The sequence below is a fragment of the Pseudomonas sp. BF-R-26 genome (genome assembly GCF_019947395.1).
GTDB classification, from domain to species: Bacteria; Pseudomonadota; Gammaproteobacteria; order Pseudomonadales; family Pseudomonadaceae; genus Aquipseudomonas; species Aquipseudomonas farris.
This window is the reverse complement of record NZ_JAGYGK010000008.1, coordinates 327884-353417: the sequence shown is the minus strand read 5'-3', so window position 1 is coordinate 353417 and position 25534 is coordinate 327884. Positions and strand designations below refer to the sequence as shown.

3 protein-coding genes (1 of these 3 only partly in view) are annotated in these 25534 nt (G+C 62.2%); all 3 read left to right on the top strand.

The features are described from left to right. Tightly spaced (each overlapping or abutting the next), the 3 genes in view from KGB18_RS14620 to KGB18_RS14610 form a layout consistent with a single transcriptional unit that may run on beyond the window. Nucleotides 1-8781 carry the 3' portion of a non-ribosomal peptide synthetase gene (locus KGB18_RS14620; RefSeq protein ID WP_223570147.1) on the top strand. The gene continues 3600 nt to the left of window position 1, outside the view, so the window shows 8781 of its 12381 coding nt (coding positions 3601-12381); the start codon falls outside the window, past its left edge; its stop codon occupies nt 8779-8781. Continuing rightward, entirely contained in the window at nt 8781-22307 is a 13527-nt protein-coding gene (locus tag KGB18_RS14615; protein ID WP_223570146.1) for a non-ribosomal peptide synthase/polyketide synthase, read from the top strand. Before KGB18_RS14620 ends, KGB18_RS14615 begins: the two co-directional genes overlap by 1 nt. Continuing rightward, nucleotides 22304-25534, top strand: a complete 3231-nt coding sequence (locus tag KGB18_RS14610) for a non-ribosomal peptide synthetase (protein ID WP_223570145.1) — start codon at nt 22304-22306, stop codon at nt 25532-25534. The genes KGB18_RS14615 and KGB18_RS14610 overlap by 4 nt, the downstream gene beginning before the upstream one ends.

Below are 25534 nucleotides of genomic sequence, written 5' to 3'. Positions count from 1 at the left end.
AGTCTTGATCTGAGACACGGCCCATTGCTGCGAGCGCTGTTGGTGGACATGGCCGACGGCACGCAACGGCTGCTGTTGGCTATTCATCACCTGGTCGTGGACGGTGTTTCGTGGCGGGTGTTGCTGGAGGACCTTCAGCAATTCTACTGTCAGATACGCGACGGCTCGACGCTGACCGCTGCGGCGAAAACCAGTTCCTACCAACGCTGGGTGGCTCGTCTGCAAAGCCACCTGCCGACATTCCAGAACAGTATCGATTATTGGCAGGCCGAACTGCGCGATGCTGCGCAAAACGACTTGCCGTGCGACCGCCCTGACGGCGCACTGCAAAACCGTTTCGAGCAGAAAATCGAACTGACCTTCGACGCCGAGCGAACCCGCAAACTGCTGCAACAGGCGCCAGCCGCCTACCGCACCCAGGTCAATGATCTGCTGCTGACTGCGCTGACGAGGGCCATGTGCCGCTGGACCGGGCAGTGCAGCACGCTGATCCAGCTCGAAGGGCATGGCCGCGAAGACCTGTTCGACGACATCGATTTGACCCGCACCGTTGGCTGGTTCACCAGCCTGTTTCCGGTCAACCTGACCCCGGCCGGCGATCTCGGCGCATCGATCAAAACGGTCAAGGAGCAATTGCGCGCGGTACCGGACAAAGGTCTGGGATACGGTGTGCTGCGCTACCTGGCCGATCCGCACATTGGCGCCGCACTGGCAGCCCTGCCGCAGCCGCGCATCACCTTCAACTACCTGGGGCAGTTCGACCGCCAGTTCGACGAGGCGGCGCTGTTTGTGCCGTCCAGCGATGGCAGTGGAGCGGCCCAGGATCCGTCGGCGCCGTTGGCCAACTGGCTAACGGTCGAAGGTCAGGTGTACGGCGGTGAGCTGTCGATGAGTTGGGGCTTCAGCCGTGAGATGTTCGACACGGCGACCATCCAGCAGCTGGTTGATCAATACGCTGTCGAACTCAATGCGTTGATCGAACATTGCTGCACCCTCGAAACCCCACAGGCTACGCCGTCGGACTTCCCGCTGGCGCGCATCACCCAGGCACAACTCGATGCACTACCGGTGGCCGCCGGACAACTCGACGACCTCTACCCGCTATCGCCGATGCAGCAGGGGCTGTTGTTCCACACCCTTTACGAGCAGGCGGCGGGCGAGTACATCAATCAGCTGCGGGTGGATGTGCAAGGCATCGACCCCGAGCGTTTCCTCGCGACCTGGCAGGCCACTGTCGATGCTCAAGACATCCTGCGCACAGGCTTTGTCTGGCAGGGTGAACTGGAGCAACCGGTTCAGATCGTCCACAAGCAGGTTCAGTTGCCGTTCACTGTGCTCGACTGGCGTGAGCGTGGCGATCAGGTTCAGGCCTTGAGTGAGCGGGCTGATGCCGAACGCCAACAAGGGTTCGACCTGAGCCTGGCACCGTTGCTGCGACTGGTACTGGTGCAAACCGCCGTCGATAGTTGGCACCTGATTTATACCCATCACCACATCCTGATGGACGGCTGGAGCAATTCGCAGTTGCTCGGCGAAGTCCTGCAGCGTTACAGCGGTCGCGCGCCGGTGTCCTCCGTCGCGCGCTATCGCGATTACATCGGTTGGTTGCAGCGTCAGGATGCACAATTGAGCCAGGATTTCTGGAGCGAGCCTTTGGCCTCCTTGCAAGAGCCGACCCGGCTGGCCCTGGTGGTGTCTGGCAACGAAACCCTTAGCGGGCACGGCGATCACTTCCAGACCCTGGAAGTCAGTCGCACCCAAGGCCTTGAAGCCTTTGCCCGACTACAGAAAGTCACCCTCAACACCCTGGTGCAAGCCGCATGGCTGTTGTTGCTGCAACGCTACACCGGTCACGAAACCGTGGCCTTCGGTGCCACGGTGGCTGGGCGCCCGGCAGACTTGCCCGGCATCGAGCAAGCTGTCGGCTTGTTCATCAATACCTTGCCGGTGATCGGCGCGCCGCGTCCGGACCAGAGCGTCGGCCACTGGTTGCAAGCCGTACAGGCGCAAAACCTCAGCCTGCGCGAGTTCGAACACACGCCGCTGGCGGACATTCAACGCTGGGCCGGGCAGGGTGGCGAAGCGCTGTTCGACAATATTCTGGTGTTCGAGAACTACCCGATTGCCCAGGCGCTGCAACAGGGGGCGGAGCAAGGTGTGGTGTTCGGCGAAGTCGCCAACCTTGAGCAAACCCATTATCCGTTGAGTGTCGCGGTGACGCTGGGCCAGACGCTGGCACTGCATTACAGCTTCGACCGGGCGCATTTCTCCATGCCGGCGATCGAGCGCATCAGTGCGCACCTGCTGCAACTGCTGGAACAGTTTGCCGAGTCGGCCGAACGCAACCTCGGTGAAATCGCCCTGGCCAGCTCCGCCGAACTCGCGCAGCAACAGGCCAGTAACCGCCCGCAACCGTATCCGGTGAATGTCGCCGTTCACCAACGCATCGCCGAGCTCGCTGCCCAGCGCCCGGAGCGCACGGCGGTGATCTTCGCCGGTCAGCGTTTCAGTTATGGCGATATCGACCGACGCGCCAATCAGTTGGCCCACGCCCTGATCGCGCGAGGTGTCGGCCCGGAAAGCCGGGTTGGCGTGGCCTTGCCGCGTAGCGAAGGTGTGATCGTCGCGTTGCTGGCGGTGCTCAAGGCCGGCGGTGCCTACGTGCCGCTGGACACCAGCTACCCGCGTGAACGCCTGGCCTATCTGATTGAGGATTCGGGGCTGGCGTTGCTGCTGACCGATTCTGCTGTTTCTGCGCAGTTGCCGGTGGAAGATTCGGTCCCGGTGCTGGAGCTCGACCGCCTCGATCTGCGCAGCCAATCCCTCAATGCGCCTGAGGTGCAGCTCGATCCGCAGAACCTCGCTTACGTCATCTACACCTCCGGCTCCACCGGTAATCCCAAAGGCGTGAGCGTTGCCCATGGCCCGCTGGCGATGCACTGCCAGGCCATCGGCGAGCGCTATGAAATGCGTGACAGTGACTGTGAATTCCACTTCATGTCTTTCGCATTCGACGGCGCCCACGAGCGTTGGCTGACCAGCCTGACCCACGGCGCCTCGCTGCTGATTCGCGACGACAGTCTCTGGACCCCGGAGCAGACTTACAACGCCATGCGCGAACACGGCGTGACGGTGGTGGCGTTCCCGCCGGTCTACCTGCAACAACTGGCCGAGCATGCCGAACGTGAAGGCAACCCGCCGAAGGTGCGGATCTACTGCTTCGGCGGCGATGCCGTGCCCAACGCCAGTTTCGAGCGGGTCAAGCGCGCGCTCGATCCGGACTACATCATCAACGGCTACGGCCCGACCGAAACCGTGGTCACGCCGCTGATCTGGAAGGCCGGGCGCGACGTGCAGTGTGGTGCGGCCTATGCGCCGATCGGCAGTCGTATCGGTGACCGCAGCGCTTACGTGCTGGACGCCGACCTGAACCTGCTGCCCCAAGGTATGGCCGGTGAATTGTACTTGGGCGGCACGGGCCTTGCCCGGGGTTACCTGAACCGTCCGGGGCTGACGGCGGAACGGTTTGTCGCCGATCCGTTCAGCGTTGTCGGTGGCCTGCTGTACCGCACCGGTGACCTGGTGCGTCAGCGTGCCGACGGCACTTTCGATTATCTGGATCGCATCGACAATCAGGTGAAAATTCGCGGTTTCCGTATCGAGCTGGGAGAAATCGAAGCGCGCCTGCAAACCCTCGAAGGTGTGCGCGAAGCCGTGGTGGTTGCCCAGGAAGGCACCGCCGGCAGCGGCAAGCGCCTGGTGGCTTATGTGGTGGCCGACGCGCTCAATGCCGATCGCGCCGATTTCGCCGAAAGCCTGCGCGAACAACTTAAAGCCGTGCTGCCGGCGCACATGGTGCCGGCTTATTTGCTGCTGCTTGAGCGCCTGCCTCTGACCCCCAACGGCAAACTCGACCGCAAGAACCTGCCCAAACCGGACGTCAGTCAATTGCAGCAAGCCTACGTGGCGCCGCAAAGCGCACTGGAGCAGCAACTGGCGACGATCTGGCAGGACGTGCTGAAACTCGATCAGGTCGGTTTGAGCGACAACTTCTTCGAGCTGGGCGGCGATTCGATCATCTCGATTCAAGTGGTCAGCCGCGCCCGACAGGCCGGTATCCGCTTCACGCCAAAAGACCTGTTCCAGCACCAGACCATTCAGGCACTGGCCACGGTGGCGCGGCTTGGCGAACAGGCTCAGGTCATCGATCAAGGGCCGGTGACTGGCGAACTGGCGTTGTTGCCAGTGCAACAGGTGTTCTTCGGACAGGCCATCCCCGAGCGCCAGCACTGGAACCAGGCGGTGATGCTCAAGCCGACGCAAACCTTGAATGCCAACGTGCTGGAGCTGGCTTTGGGCGCACTGGTTGCGCACCACGATGGCTTGCGCTTGAGCTTCGCCGAACAGGCCGAGGGTTGGCAGGCGCAGTACCGTGCGCTGGACAGCCAGACCGATGCGATGGTCTGGGCGGTCGATGTCGCCGACGCCACGGCACTGGAAGCGGTAGCCAACGAAGCGCAACGCAGCCTGAACCTGCAAGACGGGCCACTGATGCGTGCGGTGCTGGCGAACCTCGATGACGGCAGTCAGCGACTGTTGCTGGCGATCCACCATTTGGTGGTGGACGGCGTGTCGTGGCGCATTCTGTTCGACGATCTGCAAACCGCCTACCGTCAACTGTTGACCGGCGAAACCCTGCAATTGCCAGCCAAAACCAGTGCCGCCAAGGTCTGGGCCGAGCACCTGCAAACCTACGCTCACAGCGCTGAACTGCGCACCGAACTGGCCTGGTGGCAACAGCAGTTGCAAGGCGTCGAAGTGGCTTTGCCGGCGGATAATCCCCAGGGCGGGCAACAGAACCGACACGCACTGACGGTGCGTACGCAACTGAACAAGGAACTGACCCGCCAATTGCTGCAAGACGCCCCGGCGGCCTATCGCACCCAAGTCAACGATTTGCTGCTGACCGCACTGGCCCGCGTCATGGTGCGCTGGACCGGCGCCGACAGCACATTGATCCAGCTTGAAGGTCATGGCCGTGAAGAGCTGTTCGACGGCATTGACCTGACCCGCACGGTCGGCTGGTTCACCAGCCTGTACCCGGCGAAACTGACGCCGGTCGCAGACCTTGGCGGCTCGCTGAAACAGATCAAGGAACAGCTGCGCGCGATCCCGAACAAGGGCATCGGTTTTGGTGCGCTGGCCCATCTGGGTGACGAGGCTGCACGTAAAACTCTCAGCCAATTGCCGGTGCCGTGTCTGACCTTCAACTACCTTGGCCAGTTCGACGGCAGCTTCACCGAAGCTGACGGCGCGTTGTTCGTGCCGTCCAGCGAAGCGGCTGGCGATGAGCTGGATGCCAACGCGCCATTGGCTAACCAACTGGCCCTCAATGGTCAGGTGTATGGCGGCGAACTGAACCTGGGCTGGACCTTCAGCCGTGAAATGTTCAATGAGGCGACCATCCAGGGTCTGGCCGACGATTACGCACTGGAACTGCAAGCACTGATCGCCCATTGCTGCCAGACCGGAAATCACGGCATCACCCCGTCGGACTTCCCGCTGGCGCGCTTGAGCCAGGCACAACTGGATGGCTTGCCGCTGGCGCCGCAGTCGATCGAAGACCTGTATCCATTGTCGCCGATGCAACAGGGCATGTTGTTCCATGCCGTGTACGAAGAAACCACGGGCGATTACATCAACCAGTTACGCCTGGACGTCGAAGGGCTGGACCCCGAGCGTTTCCATCAGGCCTGGCAAGCGGTCGTGGATGCCCACGACATTCTGCGTACACGGTTTGTCTGGCAGGGCGAACTGGAAAACCCGGTGCAAGTGGTCAGCAAACACGCGCAAATGCCTTACAGCCTGCATGATTTGCGCGTGCATCCGCAGCGCGATCAGAACTTGCAGACGCTCGCCGACACTGAGCGCCAAAACCTGAACTTGAGCTCGTCGACCTTGTTGCGTTTGGTGATCGCGCGCATCGACGACAACCGTCATCACCTGATCTACACCAACCATCACATCCTGATGGATGGCTGGAGCAACTCGCAGTTGCTCGGTGAAGTGCTGCAGCGTTACAGCGGTCAGTTCAACGCCACTCACAGCGGGCGTTATCGCGATTACATCGCTTGGCTGCAACGTCAGGACACGGCAGCCAGCGAAGCGTTCTGGACCCCGGCGCTGCACGCGCTGGACGAGCCGACGCGTTTGGCCCAGACCGTCGCGAAGCCTCAAACGTCTATCGACACCCAAGGTTATGGCGATCATTTCCAGGTACTGGATGCCGATCAAACCCGGCGTCTGGGCGAGTTTGCCCGGGCCTCGAAAGTCACTGTCAACACGCTGGTGCAGGCAGCCTGGTTGCTGCTGCTGCAACGCTACACGGGTAAAAACACCGTGGCCTTCGGCTCAACGGTTGCCGGTCGTCCGGCCGACCTACCGGGTGTCGAGCAACAGATCGGTCTGTTCATCAACACCTTGCCGGTGATCGCAAGCCCTCGGGCCGAGCAATCGCTCAACAGCTGGCTGCAAGCGGTGCAGGCGCAAAATCTGGCATTGCGCGAGTTCGAACACACCGCGCTGTTCGATATTCAACGCTGGGCCGGGCAGGGCGGTGAAGCGCTGTTCGACAACATCTTGGTGTTCGAGAACTACCCGATTTCCCAAGCCCTGGAGCAGGGCGCGCCGCAAGGACTGCGCTTTGGTCCGGTGGCAAGTCTGGAGCAGACCAACTATCCGTTGACCCTGCTGGTGAGCCTCGACACTCAATTGTCGGTGCACATGAGCTATCAGCGCGCCAGTTTTGCATCGGCGACGGTGGCGCAATTGGCGGCTCATTTGCAGCACCTGTTGAGCCAGATGATCGACGCCGGTGAACGCTGCCTCGGCGAGTTGGTGCTGTTGGATGAGACCGAACAGCAACAGCTCTTGCTGGACTGGAACCGCGCTGACGAAGGTTTTGCCCAAGACCTGTGCATTCATCAGTTGATCGACCGCCAAGTCGCCGCCCAACCGGACGCGCTGGCGGTCACCTTCGCCAGCCAACAGCTGACTTACGCCGAACTTGATGGCCGCGCCAACCGTCTCGCCCACAAGCTGATCGAGTTGGGCGTGGGCCCGGAAGTGCGGGTCGGCGTGGCGATGCAGCGCTCGGACAGCCTGCTGGTCGCGCTGCTCGCGGTGCTCAAGGCCGGCGGTGCCTACGTGCCGTTGGACCCGGATTACCCGGCCGATCGCGTGGCCTATATGCTCGAAGACAGCCATGCGCGGGTGTTGCTGACCGAGCAGGCTGTTGCTGCAACGTTGAACGTCACTGCCGAAACCCAAGTGCTGCTGATGGACCTGATCGAGCCGCAGCTGGCGGATTATCCGCGCAGCGCCCCGATCACTCGTGTCACGCCGGATAACCTGGCTTATGTGATCTACACCTCCGGCTCCACCGGCAAACCCAAAGGCGTGGCCATCGCCCATCGCAATGTGCTGGCGCTGATCGACTGGTCGCAATCGGTGTACAGCCGCGACGACATTCAGGGGGTGTTGGCCTCGACCTCGGTGTGCTTCGACCTGTCGGTGTGGGAGTTGTTTGTCACCCTGGCCAACGGTGGTTCGTTGATCATCGCGCGCAACGCCATGGAGTTGCCGCAATTGCCGGCTCGGGATCAGGTGCGCCTGATCAACACCGTGCCGTCGGCGATCAATGCGCTGCAGAGCGCCGGGCAGATTCCGCCGGGTGTGCGCATCATCAACCTCGCTGGTGAGCCGCTGAAGCAGTCGCTGGTCGACGCGCTTTATGGGCAACCGACCGTGGAGCATGTCTACGACCTCTACGGCCCGTCGGAAGACACTACCTATTCCACCTGGACCCGCCGCGAGGCGGGTGGCACGGCGAACATTGGCCGGCCGCTCAAACACACCGCCAGTTACCTGCTGGATGCCGATTTGCAACCGGTGCCTTTGGGCGTGTCCTCCGAGCTGTACCTGGCCGGTGCCGGCATCACCCGGGGTTACCTGGGCCGGCCGGGCATGACGGCCGAGAAGTACGTGCCGAACCCGTTCGCCAGCAACGGCGAGCGCCTGTACCGCACCGGCGATTTGACCCGTTATCAGGCTGATGGCGTGCTCGAGTACCGAGGGCGGATCGACCATCAAGTGAAGATCCGCGGTTTCCGCATCGAACTGGGTGAAATCGAAGCGCGTCTGCTGGAGCAACCGGCGGTCCGCGAAGTGGCGGTGCTGGCTCAGGAAGCCTTGGGCAGTCAGCAACTGGTGGCCTACGTGGTTGCGCCACAACTGGACCTCACTGCCGCCGACGATCAGCAGTCTTTGCGCGATGAACTCAAGGCACGGCTCAAGGAATCCCTGCCGGAGTTCATGGTTCCGGCGCACTTGTTGTTCCTCGCCAGCCTGCCACTGACGCCTAACGGCAAACTCGACCGCAAGGCGTTGCCGACTGTGGAGACCAGTCATTTGCAGGTGCGTTATATCGCCCCGCAGAGCGAGCGCGAGCAGCAGGTCGCGGCGATCTGGCAGCACGTACTGCAAATCGAGCGGGTCGGCTTGCTGGATAACTTTTTCGAACTGGGCGGCCACTCGTTGCTGGCCGTCAATGTGGTTTCACGCCTGCAACTGGAACTGGGCCTGAAACTGACCCCACAACTGATTTTTCAACACCCCGTACTCACGGATTTCGTCAGCAGTCTGGCAACCGCAGGTGAGCAGGTCGATACGTTGAAACTGAGCAAGCTGGACGCCCTGCTTGACGAAATGGAGGAAGCTTGATGGATACCAATGTCGCTTTGAAGATCGCCCGGCGCTTCATTACTTTGCCGCTCGACAAGCGCAGGGTCTATCTGCAGAAGATGCTTGAGGAGGGTGTTTCGCCGGCGAACTTGCCGATTCCCGAAACACAGTCGCAGTTCGATCCGGTGCCGCTGTCCTTTGCTCAGGAACGCCAGTGGTTTCTCTGGCAGATGGACCCCGACAGCGTCGCCTACAACATCCCCAGTGCCATGCAGTTGCAGGGCGAACTTGACGTGTCGGCGCTCGAACGCGGCTTCAATACCCTGATTGCGCGTCATCAAAGCCTGCGCACGACGTTCCAGCAGCAGGATGAGCGGGCGGTGCAGGTGATTCATCCGCACGTGAGCCTGACCGTCGCCGTGCATGAACTGGATGACAACCCTGGTGCTCCGTCGCAAGAGGCGCAGATTCAGGCGTTCGTGTCTGAGCAGACCGGACAGCCTTTCGACCTGGTCAACGGGCCGCTGTTGCGCGTCAGCCTGTTGCGCCTTGGCGCGCAGGAGCACGTGCTGACCCTGACCCAGCATCACATTGCCTCGGATGGCGCATCGATGCGGGTCATGGTCGATGAGCTGCTGCAACTGTATGGCGCCTACCGTCAGGGCCACGAACTCGCTTTGCCGGAGTTGTCGATCCAGTACGCCGACTATGGCATCTGGCAGCGGCACTGGATGGAAGCCGGGGAGCGCGAGCGGCAACTGGACTACTGGCAGGCGCACTTGGGCAGCGAGCATCCGGTGCTGGAATTGCCCACCGATTACCCGCGTCCGGCGGTCCAGAGCCTGCGGGGTGCCCGTCATGAACTGGCGTTGCCGACGGCACTGGGCGAGCGCTTGAGAGCCTTGGCCAAAAGCGAAAACGTCACGCTGTTCATGCTGTTGCTGGCGTCCTTCCAGACCTTGTTGCATCGCTACAGTGGCCAGGCCGACATTCGCGTCGGCGTGCCGACTGCTAACCGCAACCGGGTCGAGACCGAGCGGCTGATCGGCTTCTTCGTCAACACCCAGGTGCTCAAGACCGAATTCGATGCGCAGGCCTCGTTCAGCGCGTTACTGGCCCAGGTCAAGAACACGGCGATGGCCGCCCAGGCTCATCAGGACCTGCCTTTCGAACAGCTGGTCGAGGCCTTGCAGCCGGAACGCAGCCTGAGTTACAGCCCGCTGTTCCAGGTCATGTACAACCACCAGAGCACCGGTGCCACCCAAAGCCGGCAGGGCACGGGCGAGTCTGCGTTGACGATCCGCCACTTGCATCAGGAGTCGCGCACCGCGCAATTCGACCTGACCCTGGAAACGTTCGACGGCCCCGAGGGCCTCGGCGCACAGCTGACCTATGCCACCGACCTGTTTGACGGCGCGACCATCGAGCGTCTGGCACGGCATTGGCAAAACCTGCTGGGCAGCATCGTTGCCGATCCGCAGCAGCGGGTGGGCGAACTGACGCTGCTCGACGAAACCGAACAACAGCAGGTGCTGGTGGACTGGAACCGCAGCGCCGCCGAATACCCGACCGACCGCTGCATCCATCAACTGATCGAAGCCCAGGCCCTGCGCACGCCTCAGGCCACCGCGCTGGTGTTCGCCGGGCAATCGTTGAGTTATGCACAACTCAATCGCCAGGCCAACCAGTTGGCGCATCGGCTGATCGAACTGGGCGTCGGTCCGGATCAATTGGTTGGTATCGCCATCGACCGCGGCCTGGAAATGCTCGTTGGTCTGTTGGCGATTCTCAAGGCGGGCGGTGCCTACGTGCCGCTGGACCCGCAGTACCCCGAAGACCGTTTGGCGCACATGATCGAAGACAGCGGTCTGCAACTACTTCTGACCCAGGCACATTTGATCGGGCTGTTGCCGATTCCGGCTGGTGTGCAGACCCTGTCGCTCGACCCGCAAGGCGAGCACGCTCGCGGTTACAGCGAAGCCGATCCGCAGGTAGCGATCAGCGGTGAACACCTGGCGTATGCGATTTACACCTCCGGTTCCACCGGCAAGCCCAAAGGGGTGATGGTGCGCCATCAGGCGCTGGTGAACTTTGTGGTGAGCATGGTCAAAGAGCCGGGCATTGACGCCCAGGACCGCATGCTGTCACTGACCACGTTCTCGTTCGATATCTTCGGCCTGGAAATCTACGGCCCGCTGTTCAGCGGTGCCCGTGTGGTGCTGGTGGACAAGCAGACCGCCCAGGATCCACAAGCGCTGCTGGAAATGATCCGGCAGCAGGAGGTCACGGTGGTGCAGGCCACGCCGTCGACCTGGCGCATGTTGCTCGACCACGAACAGGCTCCCATCCTCCAGGGCTGCAAATTCCTCTGCGGCGGCGAAGCGCTGGCCGATGACCTGGCCCAGCGCATGCTTGGCCTGGCGGGACAGGTCTGGAACCTTTATGGCCCGACCGAAACCACCATCTGGTCGGCGGCCTGGCAGCTGACCCGCGAGCAGCGCCAGCCGTACCTCGGCAAACCGATTGCCAACACCACGCTGTACATTTTGGGCGACGATCTGGCGCCGAACCCGGCGGGCTCCATTGGTGAACTGCTGATCGGTGGCGACGGCCTGGCCCGTGGGTATCACGACCGTGCGGCGATGACCGCCGAGCGCTTCCTGCCCGACCCGTTCGGCAATGGTGCGCGGCTGTACCGCACAGGCGACCTGGCGCGCCATCGTCACGACGGCGTGCTCGAATACATGGGGCGCATCGACCATCAAGTGAAGATCCGCGGTTTCCGCATCGAGTTGGGTGAAATCGAAGCGCGTTTGCTGGAGCAGCCAGCGGTTCGCGAAGTGGCGGTGCTGGCGCAGGAAGCCCTGGGCAGCCAGCAACTGGTGGCCTATGTGGTCGCGCCGCAACTGGACCTCAATGCCGCCGACGATCAACTGCGCCTGCGTGATGAACTCAAGGCGCGGCTCAAGGAATGCCTGCCGGAATTCATGGTCCCGGCGCATGTTCTATTCCTCGCCAGCCTGCCGCTGACCCCCAATGGCAAGCTCAATCGCAAGGCGTTGCCGGCGGTGGATGCCAGCCAGTTGCAGACGCGTTATGTCGCCCCGCAGAGCGAACGGCAACAGCAAGTCGCCGCCATCTGGCAGGACGTGCTGAAGCTGGATCGCGTAGGCCTGACCGACAACTTCTTCGAGCTGGGCGGGCACTCCCTGTTGGTGACACAAGTGGTGTCGCGGGTACGTCGGGTGCTGGACATCCAGGTGCCGTTGCGCAGCCTGTTCGAGCACAGCACCTTGGAGGATTTCGTCCAGGCACTGGGCGCCGAACCCGGCGAGCAGTCACCGGTGATGACCCAGGTCGACCGTGATCAACCGCTGGCGCTGTCCTTTGCCCAGGAACGTCAATGGTTCCTGTGGAAAATGGACCCCGACAGCGCCGCCTACAACATCCCGACCGCGCTGCGGATGCGCGGCGAATTGGACAAAAGCGCACTGCAACGCAGCTTCCAGGCGCTGGTGGAGCGCCACGAAAGTCTGCGCACAGCGTTCGTCGAAGAAGATGGCCGCACCTGGCAGGTGATCCGCCCGCAAGGTCGTGTGAGCTTTGTCGAACAGTGTCTGGCCGCCAGTGATGAGGCGAGTATCAAGGCCTTCGTCGAACAGGAGACGCAACGTCCGTTCGATGTGCTCGACGGTTCGTTGGTGCGCTTCGTCCTGCTGCAGGTGGGCGAGCAGGATCACGTGCTGGTGCTGACCCTGCACCACATCGTCTCCGACGCCTGGTCGTTGCAGGTGATGATCGATGATCTGATGGGCCTGTACTCGGCGATCAGCCAGGGCCGGCCGGCCGAACTGCCAGCGTTGCCGGTGCAGTATGCCGACTACGCGGTCTGGCAGCGTCAATGGATGGCCGCCGGTGAACGGGATCGGCAATTGACGTACTGGACCGAAAAACTGGGCAGCGAACAGCCGCTGCTGGAGTTGCCACTGGATCATCCGCGTCCGGCGCAGCAAAGTTTCCGCGGCGCGCGTCTGCCGATCACCCTCGACGAATCCCTGAGCAATGACCTGAAGGCATTGGCCCGGCGCGAAAACGTCACGCTGTTCATGCTGTTGCTCGGCTCGTTCCAGACCTTGCTGCATCGCTACAGTGGCCAGGCCGACATCCGCGTCGGGGTGCCCATTGCCAACCGCAACCGACTGGAAACCGAGCGTCTGATCGGCTTCTTCGTCAACACTCAGGTGCTGCGCGCCGAGTTTGACGGCCAGATGACGGGCGCTCAATTGCTGCAACAGGTGAAGCAGACGGCCATGGCGGCGCAGATGCATCAGGACTTGCCGTTCGAGCAGTTGGTCGATGCCTTGCAACCGCAACGTAACCTGAGCCACAGCCCGCTGTTCCAGGCGATGTTCAACCACCGCAGTGAAGCGGCGTCAACGCTGGCCGAATCCTTGCCGGGCATCGATCTGGAAAACCTCAGTTGGGAGCACCGCACCGCGCAGTTCGACCTGACCCTGGACACCAGCGACAACCCGCAAGGCCTGCACGCCTCGCTGACCTACGCCACCGATTTGTTCGAACCATCGACCATCAAGCGCATGGGCCTGCACTGGCTGAATCTGTTGCGGGGCCTGGTCGAGGACATCAACCGGCCGGTCGGGCAATTGGCAGTGCTTGATGACCAGGAGCGGCAACTGACGGTTGTCGACTGGAACGCCACCGCTGTCGACTACCCGTTGCACCGCAGCGTGCATGACCTGATCGAAGAACAGGTCGGTAAAACCCCGAATGCGTGTGCGCTGGTGTTTGCCGAACAAAGTCTGAGCTACGCCGAGCTCAATGGCCGAGCCAATCAACTGGCTCACGTGCTGATCGAGCAGGGCGTCGGCCCGGATGTGCTGGTGGGCATCGCGGTCGAGCGGTCGGTGGAAATGGTCGTGGGCTTGTTGGCGATCCTCAAGGCGGGCGGTGCCTATTTGCCGCTGGACCCGGAATACCCGCAGGAACGCCTGGCCTACATGTTTGAAGACAGCGGCATTCAGCTGTTGCTGACCCAGAGCCACTTGCTTGAGCAATTGCCGATCCCGGCAGGCATTCGCAGCCTGGTGCTGGATCAGGACGGCGATTGGCTGGAAGGGCACAGCGATTCCAACCCAGGCATCGACCTTGAGGGTGAAAACCTCGCTTACGTGATCTACACCTCGGGCTCCACCGGCAAACCGAAAGGGGCGGGCAACCGTCATTCGGCGCTGGTCAATCGTCTGTGCTGGATGCAACAAGCCTATCGGCTCGACGCCACGGACAGCGTACTGCAAAAGACGCCGTTCAGTTTCGACGTCTCTGTCTGGGAATTCTTCTGGCCGCTGTTGACCGGCTCGACACTGGTAGTGGCCGCGCCGGGTATTCATCGTGATCCGGCGCAATTGATCGAGCTGATCACCGCGCAACACATCACCACGCTGCACTTCGTGCCTTCGATGTTGCAGGCGTTCCTGCAAGACCCTTCGGTGGGCGAGTGCACCAGCCTGACCCGGATCGTCTGCAGTGGCGAAGCCCTGCAAGTGGATGCGCAGCAGCAAGTGTTTGCCAAGCTGCCCAATGCCGGGCTGTACAACCTCTACGGCCCGACCGAAGCAGCCATCGACGTTACGCACTGGACGTGTATCGAGGAAGATCGCGACAGCGTGCCGATCGGCCAGCCGATCGCCAACCTGGGCACTTACATTCTCGATCACGAGTTGTCGCCGGTACCGGTGGGTGTGGTCGGTGAGTTGTACTTGGGCGGCGAAGGCCTGGCCCGGGGTTATCACCGCCGTGCAGCACTGACCGCCGAGCGATTTGTCACCAGTGCCTTCGGTGATGGCCAGCGTCTGTACCGTACCGGTGACCTGGCGCGTTATCGCGCCGACGGGGTGATCGAATACGCCGGGCGCATGGACCATCAGGTGAAAATCCGTGGCCTGCGCATCGAATTGGGCGAGATCGAAGCGCGTCTGGCCGAACACGACGAAGTCCGTGAGTCGGTGGTCATCGCCCAGGACGGCACACTGTTGGTGGCGTATGTGGTGCCGGCCCGCGACGCACTGCTGCATGCCGATGATGACGTTCGCAACGCCGTGCAGCGCAGCCTCAAGGAATACTTGAGCCAGACCTTGCCGGATTACATGGTCCCGCAGCATTGGCTGTGGCTGGAGAAAATGCCGGTCAGCCCCAACGGCAAACTGGAACGCAAGGCGTTGCCAAAGGCTGACACGACCACCAGCAGCAAGGCTTACGCCGCACCGACCACTGCCACCGAACAGGCGTTGGTGGAGATCTGGCAAAGCGTGCTGGGTCGGCCGCAGGTGGGTATCAGCGACAACTTCTTCGAGCTGGGTGGCGATTCGATCATCTCGATTCAGGTGGTCAGCCGGGCGCGCCAGGCGGGGATCCATTTCAGCCCCAAAGATTTGTTCCTGCACCAGAACGTGCAAAGCCTCGCGGCGGTGGCGACTGTCGGCGACAGCGGGTTGAGCATCGACCAGGGCCCGGTCACCGGCGACACGCCATTGCTGCCATTCCAGCAGTTGTTCTTTGAGCGCGAGATGGCCGAGCCGCACCACTGGAACCAGTCGGTGCTGCTCAACTCCGCCAAACCGTTGCACGCCCAACACCTGGAGCGTGCGTTGCAGGCACTGATCACGCATCACGACGCGTTGCGTCTGGCCTTCATCCGTCAAGGCGACCGCTGGACCGCGCAGCATCGTTCGCTGGCTGAGCAACAGGTGCTCTGGCAACAGTCGCCTTTGCTGTGGACCGCCGAGATCGCTGATCCGGCGGCGCTCGAGCAGTTGGGCGAGCAGGCCCAGCGCAGCCTCGACCTGGCGAGCGGCAATCTGCTGCGCGCCGTGCTGGCGAACATGGCCGATGGCAGTCAGCGTCTGTTGCTGGTGATCCATCACCTGGTCGTCGACGGCGTGTCCTGGCGCATTCTGCTCGAAGACCTGCAACAGGCTTACGAGCAGTTGCAGGCCGGCGAAGCGCTCAAATTGCAGGCCAAGACCAGCGCCACCCAGGCCTGGGCGCGGCGCTTGCAACAACATGCCGACAGTGCGGTGATGCAGGCTCAGCTGACGTTCTGGCAAGGGCAATTGCAGGATTCGCGCAATGACTTGCCTTGCGATCGACCACAGGGCGAGTTGCACAATCGTCACGCCTTGCATGTGCAGACCCGTCTGGACAAAGAGCAGACCCGCCAGCTGTTGCAGGAGGCGCCGGCGGCCTATCGCACACAGGTCAACGATCTGTTGCTGACGGCTCTGGCGCGAGTGATCGCTGACTGGACGGGCGACGCATCGACCCTGATCCAGCTCGAGGGCCATGGTCGCGAGGCGTTGTTCGAAGAACTCGACTTGAGCCGCAGCGTAGGCTGGTTCACCAGTCTGTTCCCGGTCAGGCTGACCCCGGCGGCGACTGCGCAGGACTCGATCAAGACGATCAAAGAGCAGCTGCGGGCGATCCCCGATAAGGGCCTGGGCTTTGGCGCGCTGCGCTATTTGGGCAATGACCGCACCCGGCAGGCGCTGCAAGCCTTGCCCGTGCCGCGCATTACCTTCAACTACCTGGGCCAGTTCGATGCCGGGTTCGGCGACGAGGCGGGCGCACTGTTCACCCCAGCCAGCGAATCGGCCGGCGCGCAGCAAAGTCCGCTGGCGCCTCTGGACAATTGGCTGACCCTCAATGGTCGGGTGTATGGCGGCGAATTGAGTATCGGCTGGACATTCAGCGGGCAGATGTTCGATCAATCGACCATCGCGCGGTTGGCGGATGCTTATGCGCGGGAACTGGGGATCTTGATCGAGCACTGCTGTCAGGCTCGGCATCAGGGGCTGACACCGTCGGATTTCCCGCTGGCCGGGTTGACGCAAATCCAGCTCGATTCGTTGCCCGTGGCGCCACGCCAGGTCGAAGACATTTACCCGTTGTCACCGATGCAGCAAGGCATGTTGTTCCACACCCTCTACGAGCAGCAGGTCGGCGATTACATCAATCAGCTGTGCGTGGACGTCGAAGGTTTGCAGGTCGAGCGTTTCCGCGACGCTTGGCAAGCGGCACTGGATGCGCACGATGTGCTGCGCAGCAGTTTTATCTGGGACGGCGAATTGCAGCGGCCGCAGCAAGTGATCCACAAGCGCTTGCCAGTGCCGTTCACCTTCCATGACTGGCGTGGGCAGAACGACCTGCCCCAGGCGCTCGAGGCACTGGCTCATGCACAACGGCAACAGGGCTTCGACCTGCATGAGGCGCCTCTACTGCGCCTGGTGGTGGTACAAGTCGCCGCCGAACGCTTTCAGCTGATTTACACCAGCCACCACATTCTGATGGATGGCTGGAGCAACTCGCAGCTGCTGGGCGAAGTGCTGCAACGCTACAGCGGCCAGGCACCGGCGATCGCGGCGGGTCGTTATCGGGATTACATCCAGTGGCTGGCGCAACAGGACGCGCAGGTCGCCGAGCACTTCTGGAAAGGCCAGCTGGCGAACTTCGAGGCGCCGACCCGTCTGGCCGACACGCTCGTTTACCGTGGCAACCAGGCTGGCATCGATACGCAGGGCGAGCATTTCCTGACCCTGGACGCCGCTGTCACCGATGACCTCAACACCTTTGCCCGGGGACAGAAAGTCACCGTCAACACGCTGGTTCAGGCCGCCTGGCTGCTGTTGTTGCAGCGCTACACCGGGCAGGACACCGTCAGTTTCGGCGCCACGGTTTCTGGTCGTCCGGCGCAGCTGAGTGGGGTCGAACAGCAGATCGGTCTGTTCATCAACACCTTGCCGGTCATCGCCAGCCCCCGTGCCGAACAACCGTTGGCGCAGTGGCTGCAGCAGGTGCAGGCGCAGAATCTGCTGCTGCGTGAGCAGGAACATACGCCGCTGTTCGACATTCAGCGCTGGGCCGGGCAGGGTGGTGAAGCCCTGTTCGACAACATTCTGGTGTTCGAGAACTACCCGATCGCCGAAGCCCTGCAACAGGGCGCGCCACAAGATCTGCGCTTCGGCGAGGTGGCCAGGCATGAGCAAACCAACTACCCGTTGACGCTGGCGGTGAGCCTGGACAGCCGATTGACGGTGCATTTCAGCTATCAGCACAGCCGTTTTGCCGCGGCCACCGTGGCGACACTGGCGGCGCAGTTGCAGCACCTGTTGATCCATATGAGCGCCAGCGCCGAGCGTTGCCTCGGCGAGTTGGAGTTGCTGGACCAAGCCGAACAGCAATTAGTACTGCGCGACTGGAACCGCACCGAAGCCTGTGGGGTCGAGGATCTGTGCATTCACCAGATGATCGATCGTCAGGTCTTTGTGCAGCCGCAAGCGTTGGCCGTGACCTTCGGCAACCGGCAGCTGACGTATGCCGACATCGAAGCGCGGGCCAATCGTCTGGCGCACAAGCTGATTGAATGCGGTGTCGGCCCGGAAGTCCGTGTTGGCGTGGCGATGCAGCGTTCCGACAACTTGCTGGTGGCGCTGCTGGCGGTGCTCAAGGCCGGTGGCGCCTATGTGCCGCTGGACCCGGATTATCCGGCCGATCGCGTGGCCTACATGCTTGAGGACAGCCGTGCCCTGGTGCTGCTGACCGAACAGGCGGTGGCGACGACGCTGGCCACAGGCGCTGATACTCAGGTGCTGCTGCTCGATCAGCTCGAAGCGCCACTGGCGGCTTATCCGCATCACGCGCCGGTGACTGCGGTGACGCCGGACAACCTGGCCTACGTGATCTACACCTCCGGTTCCACCGGCAAGCCCAAAGGCGTGGCGATTACCCATCGCAATGTGCTGGCGCTGATGGACTGGTCGCGGTCGGTGTACAGCCGCGACGACATTCAAGGGGTATTGGCCTCGACGTCGGTGTGTTTCGACCTGTCGGTGTGGGAGCTGTTCGTCACCCTGGCCAACGGCGGTTCGCTGATCATCGCCCGCAATGCTCTGGAACTGCCGCACTTGCCGGCGCGGGAGCAGGTGCGCCTGATCAACACCGTGCCGTCGGCCATTGCCGCATTGCAGGATGCCGGGCAGATTCCGCCAGGCGTGCGCATCATCAACCTGGCCGGTGAGCCACTGAAGCAGAGTCTGGTGGAGACGTTGTACCAGCAGGCGAGCATCGAACATGTCTACGACCTGTATGGCCCGTCGGAAGACACCACCTATTCCACCTGGAGTCGCCGCGAAGCCGGCGGCACGGCGAACATCGGTCGGCCGCTCAACGGCACCGCCAGCTACCTGCTGGGTGCCGATCTGCAACCGGCGCCGCTGGGCGCATCGGCCGAGCTGTACCTGGCCGGAGCCGGCATTACCCGCGGTTACCTGGGGCGCCCGGCGATGACCGCCGAGAAGTTCGTGCCGAACCCGTTTGCCAGCAACGGCGAACGCTTGTATCGCACCGGTGACCTGGCCCGTTATCAGGCCGACGGCACATTGCAATACGCCGGGCGTATCGACCATCAAGTGAAAGTGCGTGGCTTCCGTATCGAGCTGGGCGAGATCGAAGCCCGTCTGCTTCAGGCGCCGAGCGTGCGACAAGCGCTGGTCGTGGCGCATCCGGGCGCATTGGGCCAGCAGTTGGTCGCCTACGTAGTGTTCGATGACCCGGCGCTGACTCTTGGCGAGGCCTCGGCACAGGCCGTACTGCGCGAAGAACTCAAAGCACGACTTAAGGAAAGCCTGCCGGATTACATGGTGCCGGCGCATGTGCTGTTCCTCGAAAGCCTGCCACTGACGCCCAATGGCAAGATCGATCGCAAGGCGTTGCCGAGCATTGATGTCAGCGCATCGTCTCGGGACTTTGTCGCACCGGTCGGCGAACTCGAAGAACAGATTGCGACGGTCTGGCAGAACGTGCTGGAACTCGAGCGGGTCGGTCGCGAGGATCACTTCTTCGAGTTGGGCGGGCACTCCCTGCTGGCGACTCAGGCGGTTTCGCGCCTGCGCAAACTCACGGCCGGCGCCTTGAACTTGCGTGACCTGTTCAACCATCCACGCCTCAAGGAACTGGCGATCTGGATGCGCCAGCAGCAGGACGCGCCAACGACGGGCACGGGCGCTGGTTCCGTGGCGCTCAAGGCCCATGGCGCCAAGGACAGCGCACCGTTGTCGTTGGTGCAGCGCCGTCTGTGGATCGCCGAGCAGTTGTCCGGCGGCACGTCGACCTACGGCATGCCGATGGCCCTGCGCTTGCGCGGCGAGCTGTCGATCGAGCGACTATTGAGTAGCTTTGCCGAGGTGGTGCGCCGCCACGAAGTGCTGCGCACCGCCTATACGCAGGACGACGAGGGCGACCCAATTGCGCTGATCGCCGAGCATGTCGAGCTGGACTTCCCGGTGATCGACCTGTCCGGGCTGTCGCGCAGTGCTCAGGAAGAACAGGTGGCGCAAACGGCACTGGATAACGCGCGCACACCGATCGACCTGGAACAGGCACCGCTGTTGCGTGGGCGAATCCTGCACCTGGGGCCGACCGAACATGTGTTGCTGTACGCCATGCACCACATCATTTCCGATGGTTGGTCGATGGGGGTTTTGATTAATGAATTGGTGCAAGTTTACGACAGCTACGACCGTGCCGAGGACGGCGACCTGACGCCACTGCCGGCGCTGGAGGTGCAGTATTCCGACTTCGCACTCTGGCAGCAGGCGCTTGAGCAGCAAGGGGTTCTGGGGCAACAGGCCGAGTACTGGAAAGACCGGCTCGCCGGTTACAGCGGGCAGCTGATGCTGCCACTGGATAACCCGCGCGGCCTGACGCCGTCCAATGAGGGCGACGCGGTGCAGTTCCGGCTTACCACCGGTTTGAGCCGCGCGCTGCGCAAGCTATCCGTGGACGCAGGCGTCACGTTGTACAGCACGCTGCTGGCATCGTTCCAGGTGCTGCTGCACCAGGTCAGTGGTGGAGCCGATGTGCTGGTCGGTGCCGATGTCGCCGGGCGTGAGCAGCCGGAGCTCGAGCGGCTGATCGGCTTCTTCGTCAACGTGCTGCCTCTGCGTTCGCGGTTCGAGGCCGGCACCGTGTTCTCTAACTTCCTCGCGCAGACCCAGGAAACCCTGCTCAGCGCCCTGGAGCATCAGGACCTGCCGTTCGACATGATCGTCGACGCCTCGGGCGTACCGCGACACAAGGGCATGAACCCGTTGGTGCAGGTGTTGTTCGTGATGAACAACCTGCCGGGACGTGTCCAGGCCATGGGCGGTTTGAGCGTGGAAGCGCTGCCGGCGCTCGAGACCCATTCTAAATTCGACATGGCATTGTTCGTTGACGATGAAGAAGGGCAATTGCTGGGTACTTGGCAATTCGCCACAACCTTGTTCGGACATGAGCGCATTCAGTACCTGGTCAAGGCCTGGATAGCCCTGTTGGAACAGATCGTCGCTGATCAGGACATTCAGTTGGGAGCTCTCAGTATGCCTGTCGACAACCGCGCGGTGGCTGCTATGCCCGCCACCGCCCCGGGACCCAAGGCCGACAAACTCGGCAAATTCCTCAAGCGTTCCGCGACTCCGGTCGCCAAAGTCCGGCCGTCGCCGCTGCGTGAATCCCTGCTGGTTGCACCGCAGCGGTTTCCGTTGCTGTTGGAGCCGAACGAGCCGCACCTGGACGTGATCGAGTGGATCAACCACAACCGGCCATTGATCGAACAGAAACTGGCCGAGCACGCCGGCATTTTGTTCCGCGGCTTCGAACTGGACGGCATTCAGGGTTTTGAAGCTTTTGCCGAAGCGATCCAGCCGGGGCTCTATGGCCAGTATGGCGACCTGCCGAAGAAGGAGGGCGGCAAGAACACCTACCGCTCCACGCCGTACCCGGAACGCAAGATGATCCTGTTCCACAACGAGAGTTCGCATCAGGACCGCTGGCCGCGCAAGCAGATGTTCTATTGCGAGCAGGCGGCGCCCGTGGGCGGTGCGACACCGGTGGTCGATTGCCGGTTGATGTACGAAAAACTGCCGGCGGACCTGCGTGAAAAATTCGAAAACAAGGGCTTGCTCTACGTACGTACGTTCACCGACAAGCTCGACGTGTCCTGGCAGCACTTCTTCAAGACCGAAGATCGCGCCGAGGTCGAGGCCCGTTGCCGTGCCGGTGGTATCGAATGGCGCTGGCTCGATAACGATGAGTTGCAGACCCGTACTCCGGGGCCGGCGATCATCCGTCACCCGGTCACCGGCGAGAAGTCGTTCTTCAATCAGGTGCAGTTGCACCACATCTATTGGCTGGAGCCGGATGTGCGTGAAGACCTGCTGTCGATGTTCGGCCTGGAGCGCATGCCGCGTCATGTCTATTACGGCGATGGCTCGCCGATCGAAGACGACGTGATGCAGTGCATCGGTGAGTTGTACGAGGAATGCGCGGTGCGTTTCGACTGGCAAAAAGGCGATGCGATCCTGCTGGACAACATGCTCGTAGCTCACGCCCGTGATCCGTTCGAAGGCCCGCGCAAAATCGTCGTCGCCATGGGCGACATGTTCGACCGCAGTGCCCTTGAAAGCGCACAGAACGCCCAAGGCACCATGAACACCGAGGAAACCGGAGCATGAACGAGGTATCGATGGACGCGCAGGACCTGGGTTACGCCTTCACTCCCGAGCAGCAAGGGCTGCTTGAGCAGCTGCCCAAGGCCCCGGCCTGCAGTGATGCGCTGCATTTGCTGGAAGTGGACATTACCGGTGCGCTTGACCCGCAGCGTCTGCAAGCGGCGCTGGATGCGCTGTTGGCGCAGCAACCGATGCTGGTGCCGCGCCTGGCCAAGGCGCCGGGCTTCCATGGTCTTCGCCAGTTTGCCGGGGGCGTCGGGCGCTTCCCGTTGACGGTGCAGACACGCCTGGAAACGGCAGCCGAAATCCAGGCTCAAGTCGCCGAATGGGCGGCACGATCGTTTGTCGTCGGTGAGTCGGAGAACGCTCAGGCGATGCTCTATCGCCAGGCGGACAATCACTGGACCCTGGTGCTCGGCGTTGCCCGGCACTGTATCGATGAAAGCGGCTTGCGGCTGATTTATCAGCAACTGTTGCGGGCGTATGAGCAGGGGCTGGCCGAGGCTGATGACGAGACCGGGGAATTCACCCAGTACCTGGAATGGCGCAGCGAAGTGGTGCTCGACGAGGATGCGGCCAGTGCCCGGACTTACTGGCAGCAGCACCTGCAAGGCGCGGATGTCGACCTGTCCACCCCATGGCTGGGCTACCGGGCCGCAACCGCCAAGACATCGTCCGCTACAGCGCTGTTGACGACCACGCTTGAGCCCACGCTGCACAACGCGCTGCAGCAGTTGGCAGGCTCGCTGGCGCAACCGCTGAGCGTCGTGATGCAAGCCGCCTGGTGGTTGCTGTTGGGGCGTCTGGGTGGAAATGAACAGCTGCTGGTCGGGGTGCGGCACGACAGTCGCGACGACTATGAGTATTTCTGCGACGCCGTGGGCGTTTTCGAGAAAACCCTGCCGCTGCATTTGTCGATGGTGGCACGTACTTCGTTCAGCGCCTGGGTCAGTGAACTGGCGGCGCGCCTGGAGGAGCACCGCACCTGGCAGGAATACTGGTCACCGGAACTCGCACCCGCAGCGGCCAGACCGGCTTATGGTTTCGCGGTCTGGCGTGCACCGCAGCCCCAGACTTCAAGCGCGCTGCAGTGGACACCCGTGCAGCGTCCCGTTGCTCGGGAAACTCAATTTGAACTGATGCTACAACTCGAACCGGGCGAATCGGGCCGCCTGCATCTTCATTACGCCACGCAGCGTTATTCGCTGATGGCTGTCGAAGGGCTGATGACGCAGTTCAGCGTATTGCTGGCGAGCATCGTGGCCAATCCTCAGGCCGAGTCGGGGCAACTGGCATTGCTGGGGGCCGCCGAGCAACGACGCTTGCTGGCAATCAACCCGCCACCCCGACCGCTGGTGGATGGCCGATACCTGCCGCAGCGCATTGCCGATTGGGCGCATGCCACACCGGACACCGTTGCGCTGACCGACGCGCAGCAACACCTGAGCTACGGGCAATTGCAGGCCAATGTCGACGGGTTGGCCAAGGCTTTGAAAACCCAAGGCCTGACCCGAGGTTCGATCGTCGCGTTGGCGTTGCCGCGCTCGGCCGATCTGGTGGTGGCGATGCTGGCGGTCTGGCGTGTCGGTGCGGCGTATCTGCCGCTGGACCCGCAATGGCCGATGGCGCGTCAGGTGTTGATGCTGGAGCAGGCCGGGGCCGCTTTGCTGCTGGTGGATGCCGCGCAAATTGATCAGTGGCACGGTCATTCGTTGAGCGTCTGCACGCTGAATCAATTGCACCAATCGACGGACCTGTCGGCACCGGTCATCGAATTCGATACCCAGGGCAGCGATGCGGCCTATGTGCTGTTCACTTCAGGCTCCACCGGTGTACCCAAAGGCGTAGTGATCGAACATCAACAATTGCTCAATTACACCGCTCATGCCAGTCAGGCCCTGGGGCTTAATCAGTGTAAACACGTTGGCTTCTCGTCTACCGTGGCGGCAGACCTGGGTAACACCGCATTGTTTGGTGCCCTGTTCAACGGTGCGACGCTGCATGTGGCCAGTGACGAGCAGATGCAGGACGGCCGGTTGTTCGCCGATTACTTGAAACAGCAGGCTATCGATTGCCTGAAGATCGTTCCGTCGCACCTTGCCGCGCTGCTCGACAGCGACAGTCCGCTACTGCCGTCTACGCTGATTCTCGGTGGCGAACCGATCGTCCCAACGCTGCTTGAGCGTATCGCTCAGTTGCGCAGCGATTGCCGGGTGTTCAACCACTACGGCCCGACGGAAGCGACGGTGGGTGTGCTGATCCATCCGCTGTTGCTGGACGGTGGAATTCAAGAGACTGCCGCCCTCAGCCAGGTGCTGGGTAACAATCAGGTGTATGTCCTTGACGACCACTTGCAACTGGCCCCGGTCGGGATGTTGGGCGAACTGTACCTGGGTGGCGCGCAATTATGCCGTGGTTACATCAATGCCGAGGCCGATGCGCAGGTGTTCATTCAGAGCCCGTTCAATCCTCAGGAACGTCTGTATCGCACCGGAGATCTGGCGCGTTATCGCCCGGATTTGGCGATTCAGTTGCACGGTCGGCGCGATCAACAAATCAAGGTGCGTGGTTTCCGTATCGAACTGGTGGAGATCGAAGCTGAACTGCTGCGCCTGCCTCAGGTGGCTGAAGCACTGGTGTTGCCAGGCGCTACAGCTGAACAGGGGATGCAGGCATTCGTCGTGCCTCATCAGCCACCTTCGCCGGCCTTGCTTGAGATCGTTCGCAGCGAACTGGCCCAGCGCCTGCCCGCCGTGATGCTGCCGCAGCACGTGCAGTTCATCGAACGTTTTCCACGGCTGGCCAATGGCAAGATCGACCGCAAGACGTTGCAGCAACTCAGCGCAAGCCTGGCTGACGAAGAATGTCTGGCGCCACGGGATGCGCTCGAGCAATTGCTCGCGGCACGCATGGCGCAGCTGCTGGGTGTTGAGCGTTTGGGCATTGATCGGGATTTCTTCGCCGCCGGTGGCCATTCGTTGTTGGTGATCAAACTGGTGGCCGGTATTCGCAAGTTGTTGCAGTGCGAAATCCATCCCGGTGTGGTGTTTGATCATCCGACCGTGGCGGGTTTGGCATTGGTGTTGCGATCTCGGGAAAGCAGCCCCGGTCAACTGGAGAAACTGGCCCGGACGCGGTTGCGCCTGGACAGCATGAGCCCGGAAGAAAAAGCCTTGTTGACGGAAAAAGCCCGGCAACTGCAAAACGCCAAGGCTGCACAGAACAGCTGA